This is a genomic window from bacterium, from assembly GCA_035419245.1.
GTDB lineage: Bacteria > Zhuqueibacterota > Zhuqueibacteria > Residuimicrobiales > Residuimicrobiaceae > JAKPUX01.
In genome coordinates, this window is sequence record DAOLSP010000001.1 from 82216 (window position 1) to 106259 (window position 24044).

The 24044-nt window shown below is 57.6% G+C and carries 17 protein-coding genes; 9 read left to right on the forward strand and 8 right to left on the reverse strand.

The features are described 5' to 3' along the window. Positions 1-7 precede the first annotated feature (7 nt). From kdpA to PLH32_00405, 6 genes are all read left to right on the forward strand, one after another. Positions 8-1699, forward strand: coding sequence for a potassium-transporting ATPase subunit KdpA (gene kdpA / locus PLH32_00380; protein ID HQJ63042.1), 1692 nt, complete (start codon positions 8-10; stop codon positions 1697-1699). Positions 1700-1706: 7 nt separating this feature from the next. Next, positions 1707-3791, forward strand: coding sequence for a potassium-transporting ATPase subunit KdpB (gene kdpB / locus PLH32_00385; protein ID HQJ63043.1), 2085 nt, complete (start codon positions 1707-1709; stop codon positions 3789-3791). 10 nt (positions 3792-3801) lie between these two features. Further along, positions 3802-4413, forward strand: coding sequence for a potassium-transporting ATPase subunit C (locus PLH32_00390; protein HQJ63044.1), 612 nt, complete (start codon positions 3802-3804; stop codon positions 4411-4413). A gap of 13 nt (positions 4414-4426) precedes the next feature. Beyond that, complete coding sequence (locus PLH32_00395) at positions 4427-7111, forward strand: sensor histidine kinase KdpD (protein HQJ63045.1); 2685 nt, start codon at positions 4427-4429, stop codon at positions 7109-7111. Next, positions 7108-7809 carry a response regulator gene (locus PLH32_00400; GenBank protein HQJ63046.1) on the forward strand — a complete coding sequence of 234 codons (702 nt, stop codon included), beginning with the start codon at positions 7108-7110 and terminating at the stop codon, positions 7807-7809. The genes PLH32_00395 and PLH32_00400 overlap by 4 nt, the downstream gene beginning before the upstream one ends. A 346-nt stretch (positions 7810-8155) precedes the next feature. Continuing rightward, positions 8156-8614 (forward strand): cyclic nucleotide-binding domain-containing protein, encoded by a 459-nt coding sequence (locus tag PLH32_00405; GenBank protein ID HQJ63047.1) that lies wholly within the window; start codon positions 8156-8158, stop codon positions 8612-8614. 740 nt (positions 8615-9354) lie between these two features. Here the strand turns inward: PLH32_00405 and PLH32_00410 are convergent. Further along, the gene (locus PLH32_00410) at positions 9355-9693 is read right to left on the reverse strand and encodes a DUF3795 domain-containing protein (protein HQJ63048.1); all 339 of its coding nucleotides are present in this window, start codon (positions 9691-9693) and stop codon (positions 9355-9357) included. 336 nt (positions 9694-10029) lie between these two features. Between PLH32_00410 and PLH32_00415 the strand changes: the two genes are divergently transcribed. After that, on the forward strand, positions 10030-12495 hold the full coding sequence (locus PLH32_00415) for a CotH kinase family protein (protein ID HQJ63049.1): 2466 nt from the start codon (positions 10030-10032) through the stop codon (positions 12493-12495). A gap of 644 nt (positions 12496-13139) precedes the next feature. Then, on the forward strand, positions 13140-13580 hold the full coding sequence (locus PLH32_00420) for an arsenate reductase ArsC (protein ID HQJ63050.1): 441 nt from the start codon (positions 13140-13142) through the stop codon (positions 13578-13580). Here the strand turns inward: PLH32_00420 and PLH32_00425 are convergent. Genes PLH32_00425 through PLH32_00435 form a run of 3 tightly spaced genes read right to left on the reverse strand, consistent with a single transcriptional unit; the run spans position 13567 to position 16438 of the window. After that, a complete protein-coding gene (locus tag PLH32_00425) occupies positions 13567-13815 on the reverse strand; it encodes a hypothetical protein (protein HQJ63051.1) in 249 nt (82 codons plus the stop codon). The two genes, PLH32_00420 and PLH32_00425, sit on opposite strands and share 14 nt — an antisense overlap. A 13-nt stretch (positions 13816-13828) precedes the next feature. Then, the gene (locus PLH32_00430) at positions 13829-14884 is read right to left on the reverse strand and encodes an ERAP1-like C-terminal domain-containing protein (protein HQJ63052.1); all 1056 of its coding nucleotides are present in this window, start codon (positions 14882-14884) and stop codon (positions 13829-13831) included. Positions 14885-14899: 15 nt separating this feature from the next. Continuing rightward, positions 14900-16438 carry a M1 family metallopeptidase gene (locus PLH32_00435; GenBank protein HQJ63053.1) on the reverse strand — a complete coding sequence of 513 codons (1539 nt, stop codon included), beginning with the start codon at positions 16436-16438 and terminating at the stop codon, positions 14900-14902. 702 nt (positions 16439-17140) lie between these two features. Here PLH32_00435 and PLH32_00440 point away from each other — a divergent pair. Further along, the gene (locus PLH32_00440) at positions 17141-18220 is read left to right on the forward strand and encodes a metallophosphoesterase (protein ID HQJ63054.1); all 1080 of its coding nucleotides are present in this window, start codon (positions 17141-17143) and stop codon (positions 18218-18220) included. A 5-nt stretch (positions 18221-18225) separates the two neighbouring features. Here the strand turns inward: PLH32_00440 and PLH32_00445 are convergent, their stop codons facing one another. From PLH32_00445 to PLH32_00460, 4 genes are all read right to left on the reverse strand, one after another. Next, positions 18226-19212 (reverse strand): GIY-YIG nuclease family protein, encoded by a 987-nt coding sequence (locus PLH32_00445; protein HQJ63055.1) that lies wholly within the window; start codon positions 19210-19212, stop codon positions 18226-18228. An 80-nt stretch (positions 19213-19292) separates the two neighbouring features. Then, complete coding sequence (locus PLH32_00450; GenBank protein ID HQJ63056.1) at positions 19293-21401, reverse strand: glycoside hydrolase 43 family protein; 2109 nt, start codon at positions 21399-21401, stop codon at positions 19293-19295. Then, entirely contained in the window at positions 21398-22336 is a 939-nt protein-coding gene (locus tag PLH32_00455; GenBank protein HQJ63057.1) for a hypothetical protein, read from the reverse strand. The genes PLH32_00450 and PLH32_00455 overlap by 4 nt, the downstream gene beginning before the upstream one ends. Before the next feature lie 55 nt (positions 22337-22391). Beyond that, entirely contained in the window at positions 22392-23600 is a 1209-nt protein-coding gene (locus PLH32_00460) for an aldo/keto reductase (protein ID HQJ63058.1), read from the reverse strand. Positions 23601-24044: the final 444 nt, after the last annotated feature.

The following is a 24044-nucleotide window of genomic DNA, read 5'->3' on the forward strand; positions in this document are numbered from 1 at the left end:
ACCGGTCATGGAAGGTTCATTTGTTCCCTATTTCGTGCTCTATTTTGCACTGCTCTTCCTGCTGACGCCCCCGCTGGCACATTTTATGAGCAGGGTCTTCAGGAGTGACCATCATCCTGCAGACCGGTTTCTCGGCGGTATGGAGCGCGCGATTTACCGGACTGCCGGGATCGATCCGCAGCGTGAAATGAGCGTCCGCGAGTACGGCTGGTGTTTGGCCCTCCTGAACGGTGCCGGTTTGCTCCTGGTGCTGGCGCTCCAGCTCGTCCAAAACTACCTGCCCCTCAACCCGGCGCACCAAGCCGCCGTTTCCTTTCTGCTGGCCCTGAATACTGCGGTCAGTTTTGCCACCAACACCAACTGGCAGGCCTATTCGGGTGAAGTCACACTGAGTCCTCTTACCCAGTCTTTCGGGCTGACTGTGCTAAATTTTCTCAGCGCCGCGACCGGTTTAACCGTGCTGCTGGTTCTGATCCGGAGTTTTGTCCTGGAACGAGCGACCACCGTTGGTAACTTCTGGCAGGATCTGGTTCGCACCATCGTCTATCTGTTCATCCCACTGTCCCTCCTTCTCGCCCTGCTGCTGGCCGGGCAGGGTGTGGTGCAGAGCTGGAATGCCGGAGTCACCGCTGTGCCTCCGCGCGGGGATCCGCAGTTCATCCCGCTTGGACCGGTCGCTTCTCAAGTGGCGATCAAGCAGCTCGGAACCAATGGCGGCGGTTTTTTTGGAACCAACAGCGCACACCCCTTCGAGAATCCTACACTCTTGAGCAGCCTGCTCGAAATGCTGGCCATTCTTTTAATTCCTTCGAGTCAGGTCCTAATGTTTGGCAGAATGATCGGTGCGAAACGTCAAGGATGGACCTTATGGATGGTCATGCTGTTCCTGCTGCTGGCTGGTCTTGCCATTGCTCTGGTCGATGCCGGCAAGCCTTTCGCCGCATGTGATCAGCAAGCTTCGCTGGAGGGGATCGAGATGCGATTCGGCATCGGCCACAGCGTACTCTGGAGTGTATTGACGACCTCTGCATCCAATGGCTCGGTCAACGCCATGCTAGGCAGCAGCGCACCGCTCACCGGCGGCATCGGGATGCTGAATATCATGCTCGGCGAGGTGATCTTTGGCGGCGTTGGTGTGGGGTTGACGGGCATGCTGATCTTTGTCCTGATCACCGTTTTTATCGCAGGATTGATGACCGGACGGACCCCCGAGTATTTGGGAAAAAAGATCGATGCTTTCGAAATTAAGATGGCGATGATCGTCATGCTAGCGCCCATTTTCCTTATTCTGGTTGGCAGCGCCCTTGCGGTCGCTTCCAAGGCGGGACTGGCGAGCCGCAGCATCGCCGGCCCCCATGGCCTATCTGAGATTCTCTATGCTTTTAGTTCCGCCGCGGGCAACAATGGCAGTGCCTTTGCCGGTTTGAACGCCAACACGCCCTTTTACAATGGCACACTGGCACTGTCAATGCTTCTGGGTCGAGCTGCGGCGATCTTTCCAATCCTGGCCATGGCCGGGAAGTTGGCGGCCAAACCTAAAATGGCCGAATCCGCGGGTACTCTGAAAACCGACACGCTGCTTTTCGCCGGACTGCTCATCGGTGTGATTGCCATCATTGGCGTCCTGACTTTTTTCCCGGCGTTATCTCTGGGCCCCCTGCTCGAGCATGCTTTGGTGAAAGTGGGCACTACTTTTTAAGGCGGCTATGCACAGAAATTCAGTTTCCGGAAAACTTTTAACGCGCGACATTTTCTTTCGTGCGCTGATCGACACCATGCGCAAGTTCGATCCGCGCTGGCAACTGAAAAATCCCGTGATTTTTATAGTCTTGCTCGGCGCCTTGACGACAACGGTTCTCCTGCTGCAAAAAGGGGGATGGAATGGCTTCAATGTCCAGATCTGCTGCTGGCTCTGGTTCACGGTGCTCTTTGCCAATTTCGCCGAGGCTCTGGCAGAAGGTCGGGGCAAAGCCCAGGCAGCCAGCCTACGGCGCAACCGGAGCGAGACCCGGGCCCGTTTGATCCAAAACGGGCAAGAGGAGTGGGTGGCGGCCGATGCGCTGAATGCGGGCGACGTGGTCCAGTGCCGCGCCGGGGAAATTATTCCCTCCGATGGGGAAGTGATCGAGGGCATTGCGACGGTCGACGAATCGGCGGTGACCGGCGAGTCCGCTCCGGTAATCCGGGAGAGCGGCGGCGACCGCAGCGCGGTCACGGGCGGTACCAAGGTGCTCAGTGATGCGATCATGGTGCGCATCACAGCGGTCCGGGGTCAAACCTTTCTCGACCGCATGATCAGCCTGATCGAAGGCGCCCGGCGGCAAAAAACGCCCAACGAGATCGCCCTTTCGATCCTGTTGACGGTGCTCTCGCTCATTTTCCTGCTGGTCACGGTCTCGCTCTACTTTTTCGGCGCCTACAGCCTGACGGGTTCCGGTGCGACCGGCGCTCCGCTGCTCAGTCTGCCGGTCCTGATCGCGCTGCTGGTCTGTCTGATTCCGACCACGATCGGCGGGCTACTCTCCGCCATCGGTATTAGTGGGATGGATCGCATGCTCCGCCATAACGTCATCGCCACCAGCGGACGGGCGGTCGAAGCGGCCGGTGATATCGATGTCTTGCTCCTGGATAAAACCGGCACCATCACACTGGGCAACCGCATGGCTGCCGATTTGATCCCCGTGCCGGGTCTTGAAAAAAGGCGCCTGGCGGAGGCCGCCTACCTGGCCTCCATCGCCGACGAGACGCCGGAGGGACGCTCTATTGTCGTCCTCGCCAAAAATGAGTACGACCTGCGTATGGGCGGAACCCCGCATGACAGTTACCATTTCATTCCCTTCACGGCACAATCACGCATGAGCGGCATCGATATTCCGCTTTCCGCCAACCGTATCCGGAAAATCCGCAAGGGCGCAGTGCCCGCGGTCGAAGACTTTATTCTTGAGCAAAAGGGGACCTTCCCGGAAGCGGTGCATATTGCCGGCAATGCGATCGCAGCACAGGGCGGCACGCCGCTGGCTGTCGCTGAAGACAATCAGGTTTTGGGGCTGGTATTTCTCAAGGATGTCGTTAAGGGCGGGATCAACGAGCGTTTTGCCCAGATGCGGCGGATGGGCATCAGCACCATCATGATCACCGGCGACAACGTCCTCACCGCCGTCGCCATCGCGGTGGAGGCAGGCGTCGACGATTTCATCGCCAACGCCCGGCCTGAAGATAAACTTCGGGCGATCCGGGTCATGCAGTCGCAAGGGCATCGCCTCGCCATGATTGGTGACGGCACCAACGACGCGCCGGCCCTGGCGCAGGCCGATGTCGGCGTCGCCATGAATTCAGGCACCCAAGCGGCGCGCGAGGCCGGTAATATGGTCGACCTCGACAGCAATCCGACCAAGCTGCTCGATATCGTCGAAATCGGCAAGCAGTTGCTGATGACCCGCGGCGCCCTGACCACCTTCAGCATCACCAACGATGTCGCCAAGTATTTCGCCATTCTGCCGGCGCTCTTTGGGACACTCTATGCCGGTGTCTCCAGCCGCGGCCCGCTTGCAGCGCTGGACCTCATGCGTTTGCACTCACCGGCCAGTGCGATCCTCAGTGCCGTCATTTTCAATGCCCTGATCATCATCGCCCTGGTGCCGCTGGCCCTTCGCGGCGTGACTGTCAAGCCGGCACCAGCCTCCGAAACCCTGAAACGCAATCTACTCCTCTACGGCCTGGGCGGCTTGTTGATTCCCTTCATCGGCATCAAACTCATCGATTTGCTCCTTGCCGCCCTTAGGCTCATTTGAAAGGAAACGAATGAAACTGCGTTCCGACGCCGTTGCCAGCTTGCGTATGCTTCTGGTCATGACCTTGATCTGCGGCGGCCTCTACCCCGCCGCAGTGACCCTGCTGGCTCGCCTCTTTTTTCCGCATCAGGCTGGAGGCTCTCTGCTCAGAGTGGAGGGGCAGGTCAGCGCTTCTCGGCTGCTAGCCTACCGGGATGATGACCCCGTGGACTTTCATTTTCGTCCCTCGGCCTGCGGCTGGAACACCATGCCCGGAACCGCCAGCAACCTTGCCCCTTCAAGTGGTGCATGGCATGATTCGTTGAGAGTGCGGCGCAGCCGGTTCCTTCGGGAGAACCGCCTTGCCGATACCACCCGGGTGCCGGCCGAGATGCTCTGCTCTTCCGGATCGGGGCTGGATCCGGATATCAGTCCGGCCGCGGCCCATCTGCAGGTGATGCGAATCGTCATGTGCCGCGGTGGCGGACCGGAGGAAACCCAGCAGCTCCACTTGTTGATAGACAGCGCCACCCGGCAAAATTCAGCCACGCTTTGGGGTGCGCCCATCGTCAACGTCAGCGAACTCAATTATAGATTGAACAAGACGTACGGATTCATTACCTTACAGAAGGCAACACCTTGAAGCGGGTTCGATCATGAACGACGATTCTCCTAGCAGGTCCGAACCTGACGCGCTGCTGGCCAAGATCAAGGCGGCGGAGTCCGGTATCAGGAAGGGCCGGCTGAAGATTTTTTTCGGCATGTGTGCGGGGGTCGGCAAGACCTTTGCCATGCTGCGCGAAGCCCGGCAGCTCAAAGCCGAAGGCCGCGAGGTCGTAATCGGCCTTATCGAGACCCATGGCCGCGCCGAGACAGAAGCTCTGACGAGCGGCATCGAGCGCCTCGATCTCCTCCCGCTCTCCCACCGGGAGATCACCTTCCACGAATTCCATCTCGATGCCGCCTTGCAACGGCAGCCCGGTCTCATCCTCGTCGACGAACTGGCCCACAGCAACATTCCCGGGGCACGCCACCCCAAACGCTACCAGGATGTGCTCGAACTCCTTGATAACGGAATCGATGTCTTTACCACGCTCAACGTCCAGCACCTCGAGAGTTATGCGACCACGGTTGAGGAGATCACCGGTGTGCCTGTTCGTGAAACGGTTCCTGATTCGGTGCTCGAGCGGGCGGATGAGATTGCGCTGATTGACATACCCGAGCCAGAACTGCTCAAACGGCTTGCAGAGGGCAAGGTCTATGCCCCGGAAGGAGCCCGGCGCGCAGCCCGGGGCTTTTTCCGCTCCGGCAATCTGACCGCACTGCGTGAAATGGCACTGCGCGTCACAGCGGACCATGTCGACCGGCAATTGCGCACCTGGATGGAGAATGAAAAAATCGCCGGACCGTGGAAATCCAGCCACCGGCTGCTGGCCGGGTTGAGCTGGAGCCCCTTTTCGGCGCAATTGATCCGCTGGACCAGACGCATGGCCGCCGCTCTGGGCGCATCATGGATGGCCGTCTATGTCGAGACCTCGGCGAAACGGACTCCGGCGCAAACGGAGCTGCTGATGAAGAACATGCGGTTGGCGCAGGAACTTGGGGCAGAACTTGTTACCGTGTATAATGAGGATATTGTTGAGGGCTTGCTGGCGGTGGCCCGCGAAAACAATGTCACCCAGATTGTCGTCGGCAAGCCCGGAGGAGGCCGGGTGCGCCGGTTCTTTGCAGGCGAACCCCTGGTCAACAAACTGATCCGCACCAGCGGCCAAATCGATATCCATATTGTCCGCGGCGAAATGGATGAGGCGGTGCCTGCGCCAGCCATCCCCAGACCGCATCCTCACAGCACGGCCAGCGATTATGGCCTGGGGCTGCTGGCGGTCAGCTGCGTCACGGCCCTGCTTTTCGCATTGCCAATGCAAATTAACTATTTGTCGGTCGCGCTCTATCTGCTCTTCGTCGTCACGCTGCTTTCCCTTAAAATCGGCCGCGGTCCTGTGCTGGCTGCAGCGGGACTGAGCGCCCTATTGTGGAATTTGCTTTTCATTCCGCCGCGCTTTACTTTCAGCATTGCGCGAGTCGAGGATGTGCTTATATTCTGTCTGTATTTTGTCATCGCAATCGTCACCGGCACACTGACCGCCGAGATACGCCGCAAGGAAGAGATCGTCCGGCAGCGGGAGCAGCGCGCGGTAGCGCTCTATACCATGTCGCAGCAGCTTGCCGCAGCCGGTTCGCTGCCGGCTATCATCCGCATCGCCCATGAACAAATCGCCCGCACCTTTGATGCGGATGTCGCGCTTTTTTTGCAGGACGGCGACGGACTAGCCATTCAAAACGGCGGCAGCTGGCAACCCGATGACAAGGAAGTTTCTGTGGCCCAATGGGTCGCCAAAAACCGCAAGGCCGCCGGCAAGGCCACGGCGAATCTGCCACAGGCATACGGACGGTTTGAACCGCTGGCCACCCCGCGTGAGGTCCATGGGGTCGCAGGCCTCGCTTTCCATCAGGAGGAGATCTTCAGCCTGGATCAGGAATCGCTCTTGGCTAATTTCTGCAGCCAAATCGCCGCCGCCATCGAGCGCGAACGATTTATCGAGAACCGTCATCAAGTCGAGTTGGCGGACGCCTCGGAAAAACTCTTCAAGACCCTGCTTAATTCGGTCTCGCACGAGTTCCGCACGCCGCTATCGGTCATTTCCGGAGCCATTGAAACCTTGACGGATACCGCCCTGCCGCTTGCAGCGCCGGACCGCCATGCCCTTCTAGAGGAGATTCGCAGCGCGGCCAGCCGGCTCAATGCCCTGGTGGAGAATTTGCTCAACATGTCGCGCCTGGAATCGGGGCACATCCACCCCAAATTGGAATGGTGCGATATCGGAGATATCTTTAGCGCCCTGCACCGCCGCTTCATTCCGGCAGCGATGCAGCATCACGTCGTCTTTCAAAGTACTGAGCACCTCCCTCTGATCCTGACCGATCCCGGACTTGTCGAGCAGGCGCTGGCTCACCTCATCGAAAATGCTTTAAGGTATACTCCGGAAAAAACCGGTATTGAAGTTAGGGCCGGCATGGAGCTGGCTACCTTGATCCTCAAGGTACGAGATCAGGGCCCCGGAATCCCTGACGACGCTTTGCCGCATATCTTTGACAAATTCCGCCGCATCGTTCCAAGTTCGCGAGGCGGCACCGGACTCGGCCTCTCCATCAGCAAAGGATTGATAGAAAGTATGAACGGCACCATCTCGGCGGCCAATGCCCCGGAAGGCGGGCTGGAGATCACCCTCCGCCTGCCAGTGGAGTCCATGATGCCTCCAGCTAAGGGAATCCAGAGATGAACCCCATCAAGATATTAGTCATTGATGACGAGATCCAGATCCGCCGATATCTGCGGATCGGGCTCGAGGCGCAAGGATTTCGTGTGAGTGAAGCAGCTAGCGGCGAGGAGGGCGTGGTGCAAGCCGCCATGATCCGGCCGGATCTCATCATCCTTGATCTGGGCTTGCCGGACCGGGATGGGCTGGACGTGTTGCGGGCTTTGCGCGAATGGTCGCAGATCCCTGTGATTGTGCTCTCGGTTCGCGATACCGAAGAAGATAAAATCGCTTTGCTGGATGCCGGAGCAGACGACTATCTGACCAAGCCGTTCAGCACCGGCGAGCTGGCTGCGCGTCTCCGCGTTGCCCTGCGCCATTTGGCTCCTGAGGCCGGCGAGGCGCTCTTCCGCAGCGGGGATTTGCAGGTCGACCTGGCCAGCCGGCTGGTCTCCGTCGCCGGCCGTCCGGTCAAACTGACGGCCACCGAATATGATCTCCTTCGCCTTTTGGTACAGCACGCCGGCAAGGTTTTGACACACACCCATATCCTGCGGGACCTGTGGGGCAGAACGGGCAGTGAAGAAATGCAGTATCTGCGGGTTTATATTTCGCAGCTGCGGCACAAGATCGAAGCGGATCCTGCACATCCTCAGCTGCTGATCACAGAAACAGGGGTGGGATACCGCCTGCAGATAGTGGCAACCACGGAGAATCTCTGACGACCTGCAAGCTTGTCCATTGCCGCTTCTTTTCAGAATTATCGTGTCCCTAGCCAAAGGGTTGGCAGGATGCGGAGAACAAGTTATACACCGACGGTATTGCCTCCGCTTATCCCGGCTGATTTTCGCTGGGGAATTCCTGGCCGATGCGCAACTCGATAGGCGGTTTTACTTCGCGGAACCGTGTGTTGGAGCAGTTATTGCTTGCTTTTTATTCACTGCCGATTATATTTAAGTATACCCTGCGCCCCCGCCCCATACTGACCATCCCTACGTCCGGTTTACTGCTTTTTCTTTATATTATCATCGATGGGTTCGCAGTTACCTATCAGAAGGGAGTGATAGTATGGAAACGTTGGAAGCCATCCTAAGCGCGCATACCTTTTTCAAGGACCTCGATCCGAAATTCATCACACTGCTCACCGGCTGTTCGAGCAATCGCCGATATGCGGCCAACAGCTACCTTTTCCGGGACGGTGAGGAAGCCAACGATTTTTTCCTGGTTTGCAAAGGGCGGGTGGGCATCGAGATCCCGCTGCAGGGCGATCCCCCCATCATTCTCCAAACCGTAGAAGAGGGTGACATCCTCGGCTGGTCCTGGCTGCTGCCGCCCTATTTCTGGCATTTTGATGCCCGGGCCCAGCTGGATACCGAGGTCATCGCCCTGGACGGCCGCTATATCCGTGCGGAATGCGAAAAAAATCATTCCCTGGGATACGAGATGCTCAAGCGGTTCGCCCAAATCATGGAGCGCCGTCTGGAGGCAACACGATTGCAGCTGCTTGATGTTTATGGAAAAGGATAGTAATTTATTCCTGATGACAAGTAAGCAGAAGTTACTCAGGAATACCCGCGCGAAAGAGAGGCAGCGGATTGGATTGCCCATAGGCCTCTTTTTAGGCTAGTCAGTGCCCCATTCCTTATTCGCAGCCTAACGTCAAGGATGAAGCTATATAAGGCATGAATATAGTATTTTCATCTTCCCGGCAGCCTATTGTTAGTGGCACATCGTATGCTGAGAACGCTTGATTTCCCCTTGTACGGACTCCATTTTTTATTATTCTTTACTGAATATCATATGGCTTTAAGGTGAAAGCCATCAGCCGACTCAAAGCAGAGTGCGTTTATCTTTGGATAGATACAGAAGGCTTTTTCTACGGCCATCGTTCGGCCACGCCGCCGGCCGGTGCGGGTGTAGAATGATTCAGGAGAAGATACAAATTGAAGGGCCCCTATTACGAAGATAACATCGCATTTATTTATATTCCTGTTGGGCCCCGCTTTTCTCCTTGCCCGAATCCTGTTTAGTGAAAGGCAGGTCATCGATCAAGGACAAACCGATATGCCGGAATCCCTTTATCCAACGGGCCTTGACAGCGACGGTGATGTGGATCTGCTTTCGGCCTCCAACGGCGATGAAAAGATCGCGTGGAAGAGAACCTCGACGGCGTCGGCACCTTTTCCTTTTATGAAAACCTCGATCTTGGTTCCGGCACTTTCTATTGACACAGCATCGCCGCTACCCTTGACTCGTCCCTACCCGCCTCAAATGGCGCGCAGGGATTCGATATTGGCCTTGGCGTCGGGCACCGCGCTGAGGATGAACTGGCTCTTGTCGCAGGGAAACTCGGCACACTCGGCACAGGTCTTGTAGCTCCTGGAAATCGCGCAGGTGCGGATCGGGCACTGCTCGCACCAGCCAAAGTGCTCGCCGGCCTCGGTACAGCCGACGCAGTGAATGTCGGCAGCGGTCAATGTAGCGTTATAATTTTTGGACCAGCGCACCGCGATATCCGCCTTCTTCTCCATGTCCCCTGAAAGTGTAGCCTCACGGCATTCGCAGCCAAAACAATCCAGCCCGCAGACCGAGATCATTTTTACCATACTGCACCTCCTGATTTGCACCGCTGTAAAAGGTTATCCCCTTTTCTGGTGTTCAAGCCAAAACGAACCGATACCACCGCCGTCTCACGCTTGTTAACAGTATACTCATTCACCCGGCCAATATCAAGCGAAAAGAGCCCGCATCGGCCTACGGGGAGAGATCCGGATCAGCACCCGGACTTACATGATCCCGCACAGATCTGGTGCTGGTAGCCATTGGCCTGCCATCGGTCAAAATGGTTGCATAAAGATAAAACTCTATGTATTTTGAAGACCAGATCATGGTCAATAAGCATGGCCCGTTCCAGCATCCGGACGCCCAGTGCGGGAGAATAGATGATGTACCGATTCGCGTTGATGTTGCTGTTGATCTCGTGGCCTGCCCTCGGGTTGTCCCAGGGCCTGGTGATCAACGAAATCATGGCCTCCAACCAGAACACCATCGACGACGAGGATGGCAACGCCTCGGATTACATCGAACTCTATAACGGCGGCACATCACCGGTACAACTTCAGGGCTATGGCCTCAGCGATGATTCGGCGGTGCGCAAATGGCAGTTCGGCGCTGCCGAACTGGCACCTGGGCGCTTCCTCCTCGTCTTTGCCTCCGACAAGAATAAAAAGGGGAGCTACTGGCATACCAACTTCAAGATCAGCGCCTCAGGGGAGAGCATCGTGCTGACCAGCCCCGCCGGTGCCGTGGTGGACCGGGTTGATGCGCCGGCGATGAGCGCCGACATCGCCTGGGGCCGGATCAGCGACGGCGCGACGGCCTGGGCCTTTCAGACGGCCTCGCCAGGGGGGCCCAACACCGGCCGCATCATTCTCCCCCTTTCCGGCCCGGTCACCGTCGCCCCGGCGGCGGGATTCTATGCCGCGGCGGTGACTGTCATCCTGAGCTCAGGTGGCGGCAAGATCTTTTATACTCTCGATGGCAGCGATCCGGACTCCTCGTCGGCCTTCTGCACCGGGCCAGTCGCCATCGCCAAAACCTCAGTCCTCAAGGCGGTAAGCATCGAAACCGGGCACCAGCCTTCGGTCACCGCTGTTCACACCTATTTCATCAACGAGACCACCGACCTGCCGGTCATCTCCCTCTCGAGCGATCCCTTCAATCTTTTCGACTATAATTATGGAATTTATGCCAACGGCCCCGGATGGACCGCCACCGCCCCCAACTATGGGGCCAATTTCTGGATGGACTGGGAGCGGCCGGCGCATGTTGAGTTCTTTGAGGACGACAAAAAGCCCGCATTTTCCGAGAACTGCGGTATCGCCATCTACGGCGCCTATACCCGCTCCTTTCCCCAGAAATCGATCTCGGTGAAATTCAAAAATGACTATGGGGTTTCCGGAATCGACTATCCCCTCTTCCCGGGTTTTTGGCTGACCAACTTCAAGTCCTTTATCCTGAGAAACTCGGGCAACGATTTTTATTACACCCATATCCGCGACGCCATGATGCAGACCCTGGTGAAGGATCTGGACATCGACTACCTCGAGTATCGTCCGGCCGCTGCCTTTATCAACGGCGAGTACTGGGGTATCTACAACATCCGCGAAAAGATCAGCGAGCATTATGTCGCCAACCGCCATGGCGTCGATCCCGACAACATCGATATGCTCGAAGGCAACATGAAGGTTATCCATGGCGACGCGTCCCACTACCAGCAATTCGTCAACTATATTTCCACGCAGGATATGACCAGCGACAGCGCCTACGCTTATGTCAACCGCACGATCGATCTCGACGAATGTCTGCTCTACTACGCCGCCGAGGTCTATTACAACAGCCAGGACTGGCCCGCCAACAACCTGAAATACTGGCGCGTGCATAGCGCGGCCGGGAGATGGCGCTGGATCCTTTTTGACCTCGATTTCGGCTTTAATCTCTACGAAACCACCGGCCAGTCGGAGAATCACCTGACCTACCTGCTCTCGGGCATCGAGACCAGGCCGGGTTCCAATCCACCCTGGTCGACCCTGGTGCCGCGTATGCTCCTCAAGCATCCGCGGATCCGCGAGCAGTTCATCAATCTCATCGCCGATCTGCTCAATACCAATTTCGAGAGCACCCGGGTCGTGGATACCATCAACCGGATGGCCAGCCATATCGCCAACGAGGCCGTCCGCCACCGCAAGCGCTGGAATCTCAGCGAAAAGACCGCCAGCGACCATCTCAAGCGCATGACCACTTTTGCCCAGGAACGGCCGGGCTATCTGCGCGGCTTCGTTCGCGATTATTTCAGCTGCGGCATCGACGGCCGGATCACGGTCAGTTCCACCCCGGGCGGCCGGATCCAACTCAACTCCCTCACCCTGACGCCGATCGCGCAGCCCTGGAGTGGACTCTATTTCCGCAAAAACCCCGTCAATCTGACCGCCCTCCCCGATCCCGGCTTCAAGTTTGACGGCTGGAGCGGCACAGTCACCTCCACCGATTCGGCGGTTACGCTGCTGGTCGGCAGCTCCACTAAAATGACCGCCACCTTCTCGGCACGGAACACGGGCGTGGAGGCGCAGACGCCAGGGCAGCCAGCGAAACTGCTGCTGCTGCCGAATTATCCCAATCCCTTCAATCCTGAAACGACGATCGCTTTCGAGTTGGCCCGCTCCAGTTTCGTCACCCTGAAAATCTGCGATCTTCTCGGCCGCGAGGTCGCCGTGCTGGTTTCAGGCAATCTGACTGCGGGGCGGCATGCAGTCCGCTGTGATGGCAGCGGCTGGGCTGGCGGTGTCTATTTTTGCCGTCTGGAAGCGGACAGGCAGGTGCAAACACGGAAGCTTTTACTGGTCAAGTGAATAGGACGGCTAGGGACATCCATGCTTTTAGCCGGGTCACCGGCTTTGGCGCCCAGCCGGAAGGGCGGCCGACGCGCCATCAGCCTGCCCCGAATGGGCGACCACCTCAAACCACCACTTCAAATGGGGGTTCCGATGAATTTACTGCAAAACGCCATCAGGAAGCTGGGTAAGAAAAACATCCTTGTCGTGGTCCTGTTTTTCATAGTGTCCTGCTGCCTCTAAGCTCTTAAAAAGGGCTCGATCAGAGCCGCGCTCAAGCCGACATTGCTGGGGCTGGGTCTCTTTCTTTTAGCTGCACTCTATCTGGCTGTGCGAAGTGAAGATACCGGCACGCGGAAGAAAAAGTAAACTGCTATCTTCCCCCCAAAAAAACGTTGCCTGCTAGTATTGCGTTTCGTATATTTCGATAAATATCGAAATGACATGGTATACCCGAAACGCGGCTTTGGCCATGAGAGTGCAGGACCGGGAGCAGCTGGAATTTGTGGACGTATAACTTGAATTAGGCCTGACCTTCATACTGGTGAGGTACAGCAAAACCGGGAACAGCTTGAGGTTATGGAACACCATTGCACTGAATGCGGATGGCTGCGAAGAACGTTCGAATTTCGGCACAATAATTTAAAGGAGAGTATCCCGACATGCGCATCCTGATTCTTTGCACCGGCAACTCTTGTCGCAGCCAGATGGCTGAGGCTTTTTTAAAACATTTCAATCCCGCCATGGAGGTCTATTCTGCAGGCACCGATCCGGCTGCGGCGGTCCACCCTCTGGCCGTCCGGGTGATGGCCGAAAAACATATCGACATCTCCACAGCCCGCCCCAAACCGGTTCTCCTCTTCACCCACCTGCCTTTCCATTACGTGATCACCGTCTGCGATAACGCCCGGGAAAACTGCCCGGTCTTTCTGGGGGAGGTCAAGGAACAGGTTCATCTCGGGTTTGCCGATCCCGCGGCGGTCACCGGTAGTGAAGAGCAGCAACTGACGGCATTCAGGACGATTCGCGATGAGATTTACCAGGCCTTCAAGCAATTCTATTTGGAAAAAATTGTGCGTCCCGATCCGCTCATGAATAACTGATCTCGTTCCGAGATACGGACGCCCCGCTGTGACAAAGGCGCACGTCTTGCAGAGTGCCGTGGTGAAAGGGAAAAGTCATGACGGCCCAGGCGATAGTCCAGGTTCGCTGCAGCGCCGACATCAAAAACCAGGCACGCTTTGGATCCAGCTTCAGGGGATAGATCTCGGATGTATTGCGGCCATCGGGGTGATAGGTCAGCCCGAGATACTGGATGAAACACTTCCAGCAGAGCATTTTTAAAAACTCTTTAAAACTTTGATTGTAAAAACCTGTCCACCGCCGGACCTTCCTGCTCACGGATTCTCAACATGGTGGCGATCTGGTCCGCCGTCTTAGCCAATTTGATATCGAGCAGCTGCTGTTTGCGTGAGGGGTCAGAAAAAAATGTCCGGGCTTTGGCTAAAAGCGAATCGGCTGGAATCCGGACGAGCTCAGGAACAAAATAGGATACCATCCGTGGATCGACCTTTGCGGTCACAGCGGAGTAATGGTTAAAAAGCCAATCGAGCACGTAAGCTTTGTGCTCGCGGTCAACAGTACCGGCAAGAATATACAGAAAATCGTCCTGATTCAGAGGCTGGGCCAGCAAGTAGCCCAGGGTCTGATCGAGGTTCTCCTGCTGAGGAAAAGCACCCAACAATAAGGCAAAACGGCTCCTTTCATCACGGGTTGTGGCCGATTCGAAACGCTGGAGATAGGTTTTATACAATTCGCGATCTCCGTGCTTTGCTGAGGCCCGTAATACAACATCGGCCAATTCAGGATCCACCGCTTCGGGATCCGTCAAATAGGCAGTGCACAGAGAATCAGCAAAGTACTGTATGCCGGAGTCCTCGCCTTCTTCAGCCAGCAGGGCAATCATCATGGAGCGCAATGCGGGGACACTGTAGTTCTCATCCGGCCGCCTCTGCCGGCCGATCCGGTCGAGGATCGAATGACAGGTCGTGCGAACGTATGCGGTGAAGTGTTCTGCATTTTGCGGTGTCAGGAACAAATCATGAATGGCCCCGATCGGGCTGCCGGCGCGCTGCAGCACCTCAGGGTCAGGATCGGTGGAGAATGTGCGCATGATCTCAAGATAGGTATCGCCATGGAGGCGCCCTCCATACAACAAGGCACCGGCATTATGAAGAAAGCCGAGGCGCTCGCGCGTATTCATACACCTCTGGGAATTTTCCGCCATCTCCAACAGCATGCTGTCCGGAATATCCCAGCGGTAATATCCATGCTCGCCGGCGTTCATCTGCAGCCATTGCGGCATGATCATGCATTCAAGCGGAAGGATCATGCCTTCATCGCGCATGAGACAGCTCTGCTGCTAGGTCTTTACACCGTCCGTGTATTTAAAGACAACCGGAATTTTCCATCTCTGCGACGGAGCTCGAAATCCGCTATTCATAAAGCGCGATTGAACCAGCTGCAACCGAGGACCCGGAATGATTTGCACCTCAATCAGCGGCACGCCCGGCTGCTCGATGCAAGAAGCGACGACGCTGTCCAGGGGCTCACTGGCCGCCGCAGAAAGCGATGACCACAGATCGCCGGCCGCTGCCGCGCGCCATTTATTCTTGCCCAGAAAATCCAAAATCCCACCGCGAAAGTCCTCCGCCCCGATCCACGCAGAGACCATGTCGAGGACGGCGCCGGCTTTTTGGTAGGAAAGTTCGTCGAATGCCTGCCAGGGATCATCATCTGCTCCGATCGTCCGTTGCACAGCGCTTGCCGAAGGCAGGGCATCGGTAGACATGGCTCTCTGAGCGGATCCAATCTGCCAGCTGAAAGGATTATACTGCGGGAAAAGGGTGTTGGCGACATCGAGGCCGATCCAGGTTGCGAAACCTTCATTCAGCCAGGTATCGTCCCACCAGGCCATGGTAACCAGGTCACCGAACCACATGTGGGCGATCTCATGGGCGATGGTGATCCAGTTCCCCAGTTTTTGCTCCACTGTGCAGACCTTTGGATCCATCAGCAGGACAGGCGGATAAAAAGTGATCAGTCCAGCATTCTCCATGGCCATCATGAAGCCTGGTACAGCGACAAGGTCCAGTTTGGAAAAAGGATAAGGCCCGAACCGCCTTTCTAGTTCGTTAAATATCAAGGGTATGATCTGAACGGCTTCGGCCGCGAGCTGGCCTTGGCCTCTGGGCACGACCACCGAGCCGGGCACCGACATGCCGGAGAGGGGTATGGTGTCGAACGGACCGACCGCAAATGCCACCAGATAGACCGGCAGTGGCGGGGTTTCCCTGAAAACAAGGGTTTGTTCTTTGCCGGTGCTATTGCTCTTTTCAATTTGCGTATTGGAGAAAGCAGCCAAATCCGCCGGAATCGTCAGTGTTAGACGGAATGGGCATTTGAATCCGGGCTCATCCCAGCAGGGGAAGGCCGTGCGCGCATAGACAGGCTCGAACTGGGTAGCCAGGTAGGTATCGCCCTTTTCGATGCTCTTGAAAATACCAGTTCCGAGGCTGCCCATCCGCCCGCTAAATTCGATGTGCAGTGTGCAGTTTCCCGGCAGGAGGGGGTTTCCGGTGCTGATGCGCAGCAAGTCCATTGTACTCCACCGGACAGGAATTTTCCGGTTCGCGCTTTGCAGGACAAGCTTGCTTATTTTCAGTTCCCTGGCGTGCAGGCGGAAATAATGAGTTTGCTCGTGGACAGCAAGGGAGATGTCGACAATGCCCTGATAGCTCTCTTTGGCGGGATCCAGTATGAAATGGATTTCCTGCTTCAGCGGTACCACCATGCGGCCAAGGCGCAGAGTGTCCACTTCCTGCGCCATGCCGGCCCTGCTAAAAGCAACCAACAAGAGGACGCAAACCAATGCAGTTAGTGCGACAAATCGCCTGTTCATTAATCAGCCCTCCTGATTTTGCAGCATGCCGCAAACACTGCTCTGCGGCACGCTGCCGGAGCATCAAAAGAATGATGAGGCTGCAATAGAAGAATGGTTGAAAATCGCCCCGGTCCAGCGTGGGAAAAGAGGGGTATCCAGAAGGCGTGAAAACGAAATGGAAAGTCAGTGAGGAAAAATATCTTGCAAGTGCCCAGGTTATTGTTGGTATAATTTAAACAGCCCATCTGCTCATGTCAAACGAAAACTAAAGATTTCTTCAGAATACGAGGTATGGGAATGCGGGCAGAATATAAAGCCACAGGTGAGTACAATGGAAATGAGTTGATGAGCCGGACATTACCCCTGTATTTGCCTCTAATCATTTTAATGCAAAACAGATTTACTGCTGCGGTCCGCTGAATAGAGCAAACTAAAACAGTGTTGAAGTGAACATAGGAAGGATAATCGCAATACTATTGACCCCGAGATTATCAAGAGTATTTATCATGGCCGCTATCAGCATTTACCTTAACTTCGCCAACCAGACCGAGTAAGCCTTTACCTTTTACAAATCCATCTTTGGCACAGAATTTTACGGTCCTATCATGCGCTTCAGGGATATCCCCCCGGGTGAGGGCAAGCCGCCCGTTCCCGAGGAGGTGACAGATCTGGTGATGCACACCCCGCGGCCAATGAGTAATCGGGGACGGTGAATCCCTCATGAGTCTGACTGACTCCACTTCCGTAGAAGGAGCAATCGCAGCGGAAGCGGCCGCCGATGCGGTGAGGATCCTCTTCCTGGCCGACACCCATCTCGGCCTTGACGCACCGCTGCGCCCCAGGGTGCAGCGGCGGCGCCGGGGTGATGATTTTTATGCCAACTATCTCACCGCGCTCCAGCCTGCATTCGATCGCCAGGTCGATCTGGTGGTGCATGGTGGTGACATGTTCTTCCGCAGCCGGGTGCATCCATCCCTGGTCGAGTCGGCATTCGCGCCTTTGCTGCGCATCGCCGACCTCGGCCTGCCCGTCTTCATCGTGCCGGGCAACCACGAACGCTCCAATATCCCTCGCTCGCTCCTCGAAAGCCATCCACGGATCATCCTCTTTGACCGGCCGAAAACTCATGTTTTAACTCTGCGCGGCCGCCGCGTCGCTCTGGCGGGCTTTCCTAATGTCCGGGATAATCCGGGAGGCGCGTTCACTCAGGAGGTGGAGAGGACCGGTTGGAAAAGATGCGATGTGGAGATTCGTCTGCTGTGCATGCACCAAGCCGTGGAGGGGGCACAGGTTGGCGTCCAGAATTATACTTTTCGCGGCGGTGACGAGGTGATCCGCGGCAGCGATATCCCAGCGGGATTCCACGCCGTCCTGAGCGGCCATATTCACCGCCATCAGGTGCTGACACGGGACCTCGCCGGCCGCCAGATGAACGCGCCGGTCTATTACCCGGGCGCCATCGAGCGCACTTCTTTTGCGGAACGGAAGGAGGAGAAGGGCTATCTCATAGTGACGGTGGAGGGCAAGGGGAAGATCCGCCACCAGTTTGTGCCGCTCTACTCCCGCCCCATGATCGATTTGCTGGTGGAGGGAAGCTCCGGCTCAACCGACCGGATCCGGGAGGCGCTTATACGGCAAATCGCGGCGCTGGATGCAAACGCGATCGTCCGCCTCCGTCTGGCCGATCCGCGCACGGCGCCCCTGATCAGCGCCCTGAACGACCGCTGGCTGCGCTCGGTGGCGCCGCCCACCATGAACATCGGCTGGAGCATCCCCTGGCGCCGGGACCAGATGGATTAACGTTCTCAAACCGGAAAAATGCCCTCGCGGAAAAACCGCGCGTCGATGATCGCTGCCCCGCTGTTACCGCCGCGGCGGTGGAGCCATTGCCAGATGACGTGGGCGCGGTCGATGATCTGCCACTCGTCCATTGGCGCCTCCTCCAGTAATGCCGGATTTGGCAGGCCTCCTCCATGGCACCAGACCAGTTTTCCCTGCAGAAAACAGAACCTGTTCTCCCAGCGCCCATGTTCCCGGATCACCAGGCCATGGCGTTGAAAGTTTGCGAGAAATCCCTGCCGTTGGATCAAGGCCTGGTAGCGGTGCAGCATGGCATGATACCGCGCAGCTTTTTCGAACTCTCGATTCCGGCTGTGTTTTTTGATCAGCTGATGGATAAAGCGGAGGAAGAAGGGATCCAGAACACGGAGCGAAACCGCCGCACGGTCCATGGTGCGCCGGTAGCGGGCTGCAGCCTCCGGGGTGCGGCAAGGCCCAAGACATCTGCGGATCTCCCCCTGGAGGCATCCGCCATCCCGTACCGCAGCACAGGTGCGCAGGCGGAACCGCTCTTGCACCAGGTCGGCCATGTCGCGGGCATGGTAGCGGTCATGGAAAGGGCCGAAAACGGCGGGATACTGTCCGCGCTGCCGGGCATCGATCACCTGCAGCCGGGGGATCCATTCCTTGGAAAAAGCCAGCCAGGCATATTCGAGGTACTCTTTCTGCCGCACATTGCCCACCGGCCAATGCTGCTTGATCAGCTGGTCCTCCAGCAGCAGGGCATACAATTCCGAGCCTGTCTCGTACCAGGAGAGCGACCGGACATGCCAGATCCAGCGGTAATTGCGGTCCGAAAATCCCGAGCGTATTGAGTCGGCATGCTGTAGCAGCCGTTGGCGGATATGGACCGATTTCCCGACGTAGATGACGCGGCCATCGCCGTCTTTCATGACATAAACGCCGGGCGCCCGGGGTGCGCGGCGGGCTTGTGACTGGAAGCTTGCGATCATGTCGTCCGCCGATGCATGCGGCGCGCTTTTTTCCCCGCCTTCCGCGGCAAGCGCAGAAGCAAGACCTGCCCGCTTCTCCCTCATTTTGCTGCCGCGACAATCTGCCAGCCAAAGCAGGAGCCGTCCTTGCGGTCGGGACGGGCGCCGCGGGCATCGGCCGAACAGAGACTGCGCGCGCCGGGGTCGGCAAAGAGATAGCAATGGTTGTAGAGCGACATCAGCATCAGGTCGTCCCGGAGCATATCCTCCCACTGAAAAAGCGAAGCCTCGCCCCTCTCGCTGCTCTCGATGCGGACCTCGGCCAGCCCGGCCTCGCCCTTTACCGTCACATAGCCGCCATTGGCAGCCGACTGCAGGGCGACGCGCCCCTGCCCGCGGTCGAGGACCCGGAACAGCGCGGCATCCCCTGCTGCGAAAGGGCTCTCCCACTCAACCGGGCGGAGATGGTTGCGCCAGTTCACCAGAACCGTGTTGTCAGCCAGGCTGGTGAGGATGATCAACTGATCATAAGGGATGGGGCGGGTAAGTCCCTTGCAGCGGGGCTCGGTTACAGTGAACCGGTTGAAATCAGCATAACCGCCCTCTATTTGCCTAGTTGAATAGCTGAAGAGGGCATAGCGCACGCCCTGGAAGGTCTTGAGCTGATAGGGCATAATGATCTGGCCGCCGATCTCCTCGAAGTGGGTGCCATCAAGGCTATAACTAAGGCGGCCGATGTCGGTGTCGAAATTACAATGGGCCCGCAGCCAGACAGTCCGGGCTGTAAGCGGCACGCGCAAGAGCTTGAGTTCCTGCTGGTTGTAGAATTGCAACTCCAGTCCCTGCTCGAGCCGGCAGACTCCGATCCAGGCCCACGGCAGGTTGAGCAGCGCCAGTCCGGCCAGGTCGCCGGTCTTGAGGCCGGAGGGATCCAGTTCGGCGACCGCGTAGGATTCCGGTCCGATACCGCGCTGGGTGAGGGTATTGCGGGCGCGCCAGAAATTTTCGGCGGGCAGGGCGTGCAGGCGGAGGTAGCCCTTTCGCGCAGAGAGAGACCATTTTCCCTCGACCGGGACGTGGTTCCACTGCCAGATATTTTTTAGCCCGGGGCCGCTGAATTCGTCGTTGCGCTCGAAGGGCTCCATGGGTACAGAGGAAAATCCGGTGTTAGGCTTGATCCAGGTACGCGGGGTGCGGGTCAGATTGCCGGGCAGTCCGAAATAGGGCCAGCCCTCCTTCCAGGTAACTGGTGAGAGGGCGGTGACGCGGCCGACCGAGTTATAGTCGAGCATGGACCAGCCCCACCATTCACCCGACTGGACCTGGATGATGCCCCCCTGGTGCATGGGGATGCAGCCGACATAATTTTCGATGGGTGCAATCAAGTGGAAGGGGGGCCCATTTCGGGTATCCGGCAGCCGCCAGCCAGTGCCAACCCCCAGGTTCTCCTCCGCACTCATCACCTTGACTTCATAGGGCCCGTAGGGGGCATCAGCGCTTAGGCAGACCTGGTAGCAGACCGGATCGTAGTTGGTGTTGGTGATAAAGTATTGGCCCTTGATCTTGTAGATATGGCTACCCTCGCCGGCGCCGCTGCCCCGGGCGACGATCACCCTCTCTGTCCCGGGCACGGTATCGAGCAGGTCCGGCGAAAGCTGGACCATGCGGAGCTCGTCATAGCCCCAGACGGCATAAACCTTGCCGTCATCATCGAAGAGCACGGTGACATCATGGAGTGCCGCGCGCATGGTCCGGTGGCGCCAGGGACCGGCGGGATCGGTGGCCGTATAGAGCTGGGTGCCATGGCCATTGACATTGGCGAAGATATAAAAGCGGCCGTCATGGTAGCGGAAGCAGGGCGCCCAGATGCCCTGGCCGTAGGCCTCGCGCCCCTCTTCCAGGCGCAGATCCGGTCCGAGATCGAGGCGTTCGGCGGCATAGCCGAGCAGCTCCCAGTTCACCAGGTCGCGCGAATGGAGAATGGGGAGCCCCGGCATGGTGTGCATGGTCGTGCCGGTCAGATAAAAGTCATCCCCGACCCGGATCATGTCGGGATCGGAGAACTCTTCATAAAAGAGGGGATTGGAATAGGTGCCGTTGCCGTTGTCGGCGGTCCAGGTCTGGCTGATCGCCTGGGACACCAGCACCAGAAATAGCCAAGCGATTCCACATCCATTCTGCAAGCGTCGGTGCAAGATCCTGCTCGTCATTTTCCTGCCTCGCGGTATGGTCCGCCCAGTTTTCCGGCCATTTCTTCCAGCCGCGTCCGGATGGCACTCTCACACGGCGCGCCCAGGGCTCCGCAGACGAAGGCGTCCGTATAAAAAACCAGATCCAGCCTGTCCTGCCCCTGTACCAGCAGGGCGGGATGGCCAGCGATGACCTCCGGGCGATGCGAATCCTTCCGCTGCAGCAAGAATCGGGTGTAGCAATCGAATACCGTCTTGGCCGCACCGGTCTCTTTACAAGGGACCAGAAAAAGTTGATAGGGGCCGCATTCACCGCTGCGGTATTCCCGGCGGTAGCCCTCAGTGAAGTAACTCTGTCCAAGAAAATCGCCGGGTACATAGCGGTCCGATGCCGCCACGGCATCTTCTACCGGGAAAACGGCAAACAGGGCCGGTGGTGAAAATCCCGTCCCGATCCGGCCGGCCAGAAACTGCGCCATCTCCTTAAGGGCGGGCCAAAGCTCCTGGTCGAGGGTATACGAGGTGATCTTGACGTAGTAGGATCCATTGTAAAAGTTGAGCACATTGGCGCTCTGGTAGCCTTCGACGCCGATGGCGACCGGCGTTTCATCGGGAGAGCGTTCGGCGGCATAGATGGCAAAGGCATGCAGGGGGCTCTTCATGCCATAGATCTCGACCGTTACCGAATTGGAGTCCGGGCCGACGGCATAGTCGGTGGTCAGCACCCGGCGGAAGCCATACTGCAGATAAAGATCGGCCGCGCCGTCGATGTACTCGAAGAGATTGTCGCGCCCGAAGAAGCGCGGTGCCGAGGTCTGCCGCCAGGTGGGCAGATCCCCGTCCCTCGGCAGCAGGCTGATGAGAGACGAGTCCGCATTCTCCTGGGCGCCGGCGGCAGCATAGAGGAGAACCAGCGTGATCACGGCCGAGTGCAGCCGGTTATTACAAAGACCCATGTTCCTTGATCCTGTCCGTTAATAAAAAGTGTAGCTTCATCCCTGCGCAGCCGGCTCAGGCTATGAAGGGGAATTGATGTTTCAACTCGGCGACCTGCCTACCGATATCGAGGCCGTGGGTGCAGGATGCGGTACAGCCCGAACAATTCCGGCACCTCTTCAGGCCGATGGATTCCGGCAGGGCCGCCAGCGTCCATTCCGCCTGACTGAGGTTGCCGTAACCGGCGGCGTACATGCCAGCGCGCATCAGACTGGGGATTTCGACGCCGTGCGGGCAGCCGGACACGCACGAGCGGCAGCCCTGGCAAAGGTGTCCCCTCTCGAGTGCGCCCAGCTGCAGATAACTTTTTTCTTCCCCGGTAAAGTCGAGATCAGTGACGCTGGCAAGATTGAGATCCAGCTGATCAAAGGTGGTCATGCCGGGGATGGCGGTGGTAACCTCCTTGTGCTGCAGCACCCATTTGAGTGCGGCTGCGTGATTGACGGCTGCGGCACCCTCCCGTGGATTGCCGCCTTGGGTTTTCATGGCGACGATGCCCAGTCTGTGTTCTCTGGCGTAAGCCAGGGCTTTCCGGATCTCCTCTTTATCCTCGCGCCAGACATTAAACGCGATCTCCGCAACGTCGTAGATTTTGGCATCGACAGCGGCGTGCACCACCTCCGGCACCAGGGCATGACAGCTGACGCCGATGAAGCGCGCCTTACCGGCTTTTTGCGCGGCGAGTGCGGCCTGCATCAGGGGCTCATAGTTCACCATCTGCGCGTTGTCGCAGGCGTGAATATAGAGGATGTCGACATAGTCGCTTTGCAGACGGTCCAGGCTGGCCTCGAGCAGCCGGGCAAAGTTCTCGGGCGTGGCTCCAGGGGCCCAGCTGCCGTTTTCCGTGGTGAAGAGGCCTTTCTGGAAATCGCGCGCCAGCCAGATTTTGGTGGAAATGATCACTTTGTCGCGGCCCCCGCGTTCCTTGAGAACGGCGCCGATCGATTTTTCGCTGTTGCCGCGGAGGTAGCCGTTCGCGGTATCGAGATGAGTGATACCACTGTCGAGGGCCCTTTTGATCAGATCCGGGCTGTCCGAATTCATCACCCCAAAGCTGAGGATGGGGATTTTAAGGCCGGTGCGCCCCAGGACGCGCTTGGGGATCTTTTTTTTCTTCTTGTCCGCCGCCCTGGAGCTTGCGGCGGGCACCCCTAGACCGGCCAGCAGCAGGCCGAGGGATCCACTTCTGAGAAACTGCCGCCGGGCCATGTTATCTCTTGGCATGTTCGCATCTCCGATTTGCAAATAAATACCAGATGATTCCTTTTAATGGTCAGTCAATGGCATGATAATAACCATTTGCACAGCAAATGTCAAGTGGAATAGCACCTATACCGCATTGTCACCTGTATTCAGGAGTTTTCCCTTGCATATCGCCGGCCGAATCGTTATTTTTTCAGTCATAAAGCCAAAAACCGAATGTCTATGAATACCACATCCTCTGCACCCCAGCCCTATTTCTCCTGATTCTCACCTCACGACGGTCATTGCCATGGCTAAAAAGATTCTGTTCCTCCTGCTCGGCCTCTATCCCCTGGCCGGTATGATCTCTGCAGCACGCTCAAGGAGGTGCAATAACGGGGAAGAAAGGGGGTGCAGATGCCGCCCGAATACCAGGCCGCATATGGCAGGACTTATACCCTGCAGCAGGTTTTCATGAACGGCCGG